The following is a 5525-nucleotide window of genomic DNA, read 5'->3' as shown; positions in this document are numbered from 1 at the left end:
TGTCTGCGTGCCATGATTCGTGAATTTCCTCCTGTGTCCATTCTCGGACACGAAACTCACACAAACACTGGACTTCTACACGGGGACCCAACCACCCCCGCACGGGATCTAGTTCAATTTCACGACGGCGCAACAGTGAGTATTCGCGCTCGATTTCGAGAGCGTGCTGAGAGTCTCGGAGATCTTGCTTGTTTTTCAACACCTCGGTGCCGGGGTAACAATAGGGGTCATCGAATTTGATCATTATGCGCTATGGATCTCTTTCGCCCGGAGCTGCTTTGCGCGTTCACTGACTTTGAGGAGAGCAAGGGGCAGCTCCAGCCGCCCAACGACATACTCACGCACCACTTCTAGGCCGGTCACATCGGGCATTGCACCTTCTAGATCCCAGCTAGCCAGAATTTCAGTCATGGCTTCTCGGCGGTTCTGCACGGGGTCCACGGAAGGTGTGCGGATCTTCTCGAATGACATCTCAGGCTCCTTCTTCTTTTTCAGGAATTTCAGTTGCGGTGGAAGTCGCGTGGTGCGCATCGACTAAAGCGTTAACTCCCAGTGCATTGAGCACCCCAAGCCCCTCCCCCAAACTCACCACGTAATTGTCCGAGTTCAAGTTCCATGATGAACCCTGCTGACAAGCGCATGGTTGGCGAACTGTGTCCTGTGTGTCCGTCGAGGCCTTTCGTTTTTCACGAACGACAGCCCCGAGTTGGGTGAGATGATACGCCGCTGCAGTCATGTCTAATTTTATCGTGCTAGCCAGCGTACGAGAGCATACCGTCGAATGGCGATCGATTCTCATGTTTGATCGGAGCTAACGCTTTAGCGGCGTTCCGATTGCTCCATGGCTCGGTCAACTCCGTAGACGCCGAGTTCGACCATACGATCGAGAATGTCGAGCAGTGCCGAGATGCGCTTCTTGTCGAGTGCCTGTGCCAGTCCTCGAACCACTAGGTCTGCGATGTAGTGTGAGTCGCCAGCTGCTCCAGTCCGGATATCTGCGGCATCGCCGCCGTAAATGTCGAGGAAGCGGTGTGCGGCGAGGTCAACAAGATCGTCGACCTTGTCGGGGGCTTCTTGCAAGGTGATCAGCAATTGCGGGGTGGCGTGAACATAACTCGGAGATGCGATCAGGTCCGCAAGAACACTGGCGAACGGACGCAGACTCCGCCCTCTGAGGTGACCGACGAGCTCGCCCACTGCCTTGCGAACCTCATCGTCATCGTCGTGCATGAGTTGGCGCAAGGTGCCGAGAACGAGTTCTGAGTTAGCGGCGCGGTCCACCCTGGCGCTGCAAACGACGGCCGCTCCAGTCCGAACCTCGATGTCGCTAGCGAGTGCTCGTTCTATTAGCTGCGGACGATCCCACTGGAGGCCGGCGAACGCAGCCATGCTACCTCCTGCGTTCCGTACCTCTCCGTTAGGTGATTCGAGCATCCGGTCGATCACTGGATCGATTCGTTCTGGGTCGACGTTGCCGATGTACATCATTAGATTGACGACTAGGTCGGAGGCAAGCAGGATATCGTCAGCCTCAATCAGGCGCTCAAATGCTTCATAGGCTGTTGGCCGTGCATGTCGAAGGCAGGCCGCGATGGTGTGAGCAGCGCAGGAGCGGACGCTGAGGACCGGATCGCTGGCGAGCGCAACCAGGTGAGGGCTAACCGTCGCGGTGCGCTCGCCGTGTACGTCATGAACTAGGAGGTCGCCGAGTTCTTCGACGAGGCTGCCTCTTGCTGTGTTTATACCGTGCTGGCGCAGGTCTCGACCGCGGCGTTCCTCATCTTGTGGGGTGAAGACGGGTGAGTTGTCCTTTGGGTCTGGCGCATGCCGGGCCCGGTCTCTGACTAGCTCAACGATGTCGAGAGGTGTCTCAACGAGGAGGCGTCGCACAGACCACCCGAGCCAGCGATCACAGTCGGTGAGCCCGAGGCTCATGATGTGCCGAATGGCATCAAATATCGCCGGCTGGGCAGTGGGTGGGATTGTCGCCTCACCGAATCCCCAAAGGATGGCGCTGGAATAGGCCGGGTTGGTCGTAGCCGTTATCTGCAGCGCTAGGCCGGCAAACCGTTGAGGGTCCTCTTTGGTGCGGTTCTTGAGTGTCTGCGACAGTTCGTGGGCACCGCCGACCGAGCTGCCTCGATCGCGGTCGTTGTCGTGCTTGGCCATGGCGCGAAGCCATTGCTTGTCCGACATCCTCGCGGTTGCCGCATCACCGATCGGAGAGCCGACGGTGTAGCTGATAATCCCAGTCGGGGACGGCGGAACCTCCTCTCCGAACTTCCGTTGGTACTCGGCAAGTCGTCGTGCGCCTAAGGAGCTAAGCCGGTTTCCTTCTAGCGCCGACAAGAACTTGAAGGCGGTGTAGCCAAACGAGTGGAAGCGTTCGTATGGATTGCGGAGGTCTCGCAGTTCATCTTCGAGACGGGCGTGGACCTCTTCGGAGATGAGCGGCGCGATAGCTTCCACAAGCTCTCTAGAGAGCCAGTGAACGTCTGAGAGATAACCGCTTTCAAGACGGCTGCCGCCTTCGAGGATCAACTCCGCCGCCCAGTCGGTGAAGTGCGCAGCGCCGGCGATGAGCGTGCGGAATAGTAACGCTTGAGCGGAGGCGTGGTCGTTTGCCGCGAGGGTACGAAGCACCGGCTCGACCGACTCTGGTTCGGTTGATGCCCACCTGGCGAGCGCATCCGCCGCGCCGTTGTAGAGCGCATCGTCAGCGTTGTCGAACCCCGCTTCTGATCGCAGACGGAGGCTGAAATGATGGTCGTAGAGTGGGCCGTCGCGGCGCCCCTCCATGGAAGTCGACTGCATAACGGCGAGAAGATATGGAACAAAGGTTTCGGCAAAGGCTCGAGGTTCCGCCTTGCTCGTCTCTTTGATGAGCTCACTAGCGTTGTAATCGTGCAAACCGAGAATGCTAACTTTGCCGTCTGGACCCGTCACGAGCGCCGACGGGCTTTCGATGAAGCAGGCGCTGAGCAAGTTGATTGCCCAAACTGGTTCATGCGCGGCCAGGCCATGAACCGAGAGCCAGAGGTTTTTGTCAGCCGGGTCGAGGTCTCCCAATCGCACGGCGCTCAGCACGAGATCAAATAGGGGTCGGTTTTGGTGAAGCTCAGCGCGCTGCGAGAGCCATCGGAGCCACAGGAGGTATTCGGGTAGATCCCGTCTCGCTGTGAGGAGTTCCGCAACTAGAGCGCCATGATCAGCTCCGGCGTTTGCCAGCCAGGTGATGCCTCTTTCGCGCTGGGCCTGATCGTTGCTGTCGAGCCATGTCTCGATGAGTCCGCGCTGGTGAAGCACGTCGAACCAGCTCGGGCGCGCTATTTGCTGCCATAGACGACTGGTCAAAGTCGAGTTGCCTTCGCCGATTCGCAGAACGAGGTCCAGGTCTTCATCCGTCGGTGCGTTCACGTTGGCAAAAACGTTCATGACCGTTTCTTTGATGTGGAGACGGATGGACGATCCCGTCAGCACCGCCTCGACTTCCCTGCGGAAACGCTCTGGATCACGCTCACGCAGCAGTTCAAGAATCTGACGCACCTGAGCCCGTCGGAAAAGCTCTTGCTCTTGTGCGCCGAGGAACTCCACCATTGACTGCTGCCGCGACAACCACTGCCGCGCGAAGGTGTAGTCGAAGAACGTTTCATGAAAGAAGGAGACGCGCTCACCGTCGATAGCCAAGACTTGCTCGGACGCCAGCACCAGGGCATCACGAATGTACTCCTCGGGATCGAGGATCTCGATGGCGACCGAGAGGGCCTGCTGATCGCTTGCGGTGTTAGCGATGCGCGCCAGCACGTCATTGAAGCGAACGTCGGGGCGATAGTCGTTGATGGTCTGGCGCTTGCGCTGCCAGAAAGCCTCGAATAGCGATCCTCGTGAGGTGAAGTTGAGCGCGCCAGGTTGGCTCGCGACAGTTTCGAGGAGCACGAGGTTCAGTGGCGATTTCAGAAGTTCATGTTGCGACGACGTGAGCGCTGTGGCCTCTAGACCCATAGCTTCTAAGGCACCAGTGACGGCCTCATCGGGCAGCGGCTCGACCGTGAGGCGCTCAACGTCTCTCCGGGCATCAAGCCTGCGGATGCGATGATCGTTCTCCACGTCGAAAAGGCGGCAGGCCAGGATAACCCGAACTCCCTCTACTGCCGTAGCCTCGTGGATCAGATCCTCGATGACGTCGTAGCGTTCGGACAGTCGTCCCGATGCGAGTGACACGGCGTCGAGCTGGTCGATGATCAGAAAAGCCTCGCGCCCGTCGGCGGCCATCCGCAGAGACGCAACCGGCGAGCTAGTCAAGCCCAGCTGCGCCCCCAACTCGGCTGTCGAACTGAACGCTCCGCGACGGTCGAGTCGGAATGCCAGGACTTCCGCGCCCTTCGATTCAAGGCCCTTGGCCGCCTGATAGACGACCGAACTCTTGCCGCCGCCCCCAGTGCCAACCACCAGCGCCAGACGCGTTCTGCTCATAAGCTCGATAAGCTCAGCAGATTCTTTGCGCAGGATAGCTGGTGTGAGCAACTCCCTCTCGACGGTACGTCGCCAACTCGTCGTTGTGGCGCGTACCTCATCATGGGCAGTTCGTTTCGCTGTTGCGTGGCGGGCGTAGATGCCGTGAAGAGCCAGTCCTTCAAGCAATTCACGCCTCGTAAGACGCCGACGGAGATTACTTAGCAACACTGCCCCGACAGCGACGGGTAGCAGCGGCTCCGCCGCACCCTCCAGCACTGTAGCGGCGAACATAGCGTTCGTCTTGACGAGCTGCTGTTCGTCACCGACCTCGAACCACATGCCCCGAATCCCTTGCCAGGCCCCCTCCGCGCTGCCAAAGATGTCGGGAGCTGACAGCTCATCGAATACCGGACTCAACTGTTCGGTGAGTTGGTGCGTTACGAATTGCCCGACATCCGCGGACTGCCGAGCCCACTCGCTAAGCACGCGTAGCCGCCCGCAGGGCGTCATTGAGCTGAAGTGATACTCCCGGCCGTCAGTGACATGCCTCGCCGCAGCCGCGAAAATGCCGCGACTCCTCAGGGCTGCGACGGTCCAATGATCGTTGATGCTGTGCTGACGCTTCACCTGCGTGACGGCCACGGTGCCCCATTCATCAACGAAGGTGAACTCAGAACCGTCGGCCAGGTCCGGATCGAGATCCTCGAGGGTAATAGCGCGCCGCTCGTCTTGGATGCACCGCAAAGCGTAGTGAACGGCCCAGGACAACTCATACGTGTTGCCTAGCTTGTCGGCAACCCCGCCGCCGGCGCCATTCCTACGCAGCACCTTCGCCTGCACCTTATCCGCATCCTTCATAGGGACCATTCTCGCCGTTAAACGCCGTCCGTCCCGTACCCGCTCCTTTGGACTCGCCGCTCGGTCGACAGCTACCCAACACGAGTCGCTCCCCCGAGCTCCATCTGGGGTTAACCACTGTTGGTGGACACCTGAAGTAGCGGGATCCTTGGATTCTGCGGGAAGGTGTTCTTGTGAGCACGACAAGACGTAAATTCACTCCGGAGTATCGA

The 5525-nt window shown here is 59.2% G+C and carries 2 protein-coding genes; both read right to left on the bottom strand.

Translation table 11 applies throughout. The features are described from left to right. Positions 1–243 precede the first annotated feature (243 nt). Positions 244–531 carry a hypothetical protein gene (locus ABIB51_RS22930; RefSeq protein ID WP_354191685.1) on the bottom strand — a complete coding sequence of 96 codons (288 nt, stop codon included), beginning with the start codon at positions 529–531 and terminating at the stop codon, positions 244–246. A 288-nt stretch (positions 532–819) separates the two neighbouring features. Then, positions 820–5313, bottom strand: a complete 4494-nt coding sequence (locus tag ABIB51_RS22925; RefSeq protein WP_354191684.1) for an nSTAND1 domain-containing NTPase — start codon at positions 5311–5313, stop codon at positions 820–822. Between the last annotated feature and the right edge of the window lie 212 nt (positions 5314–5525).

The organism is Arthrobacter sp. UYCu712 (assembly GCF_040547005.1).
GTDB lineage: Bacteria > Actinomycetota > Actinomycetes > Actinomycetales > Micrococcaceae > Arthrobacter.
Note: the sequence above shows the minus strand (reverse complement) of the source record. Positions and strands in the feature narration are given on the sequence as shown.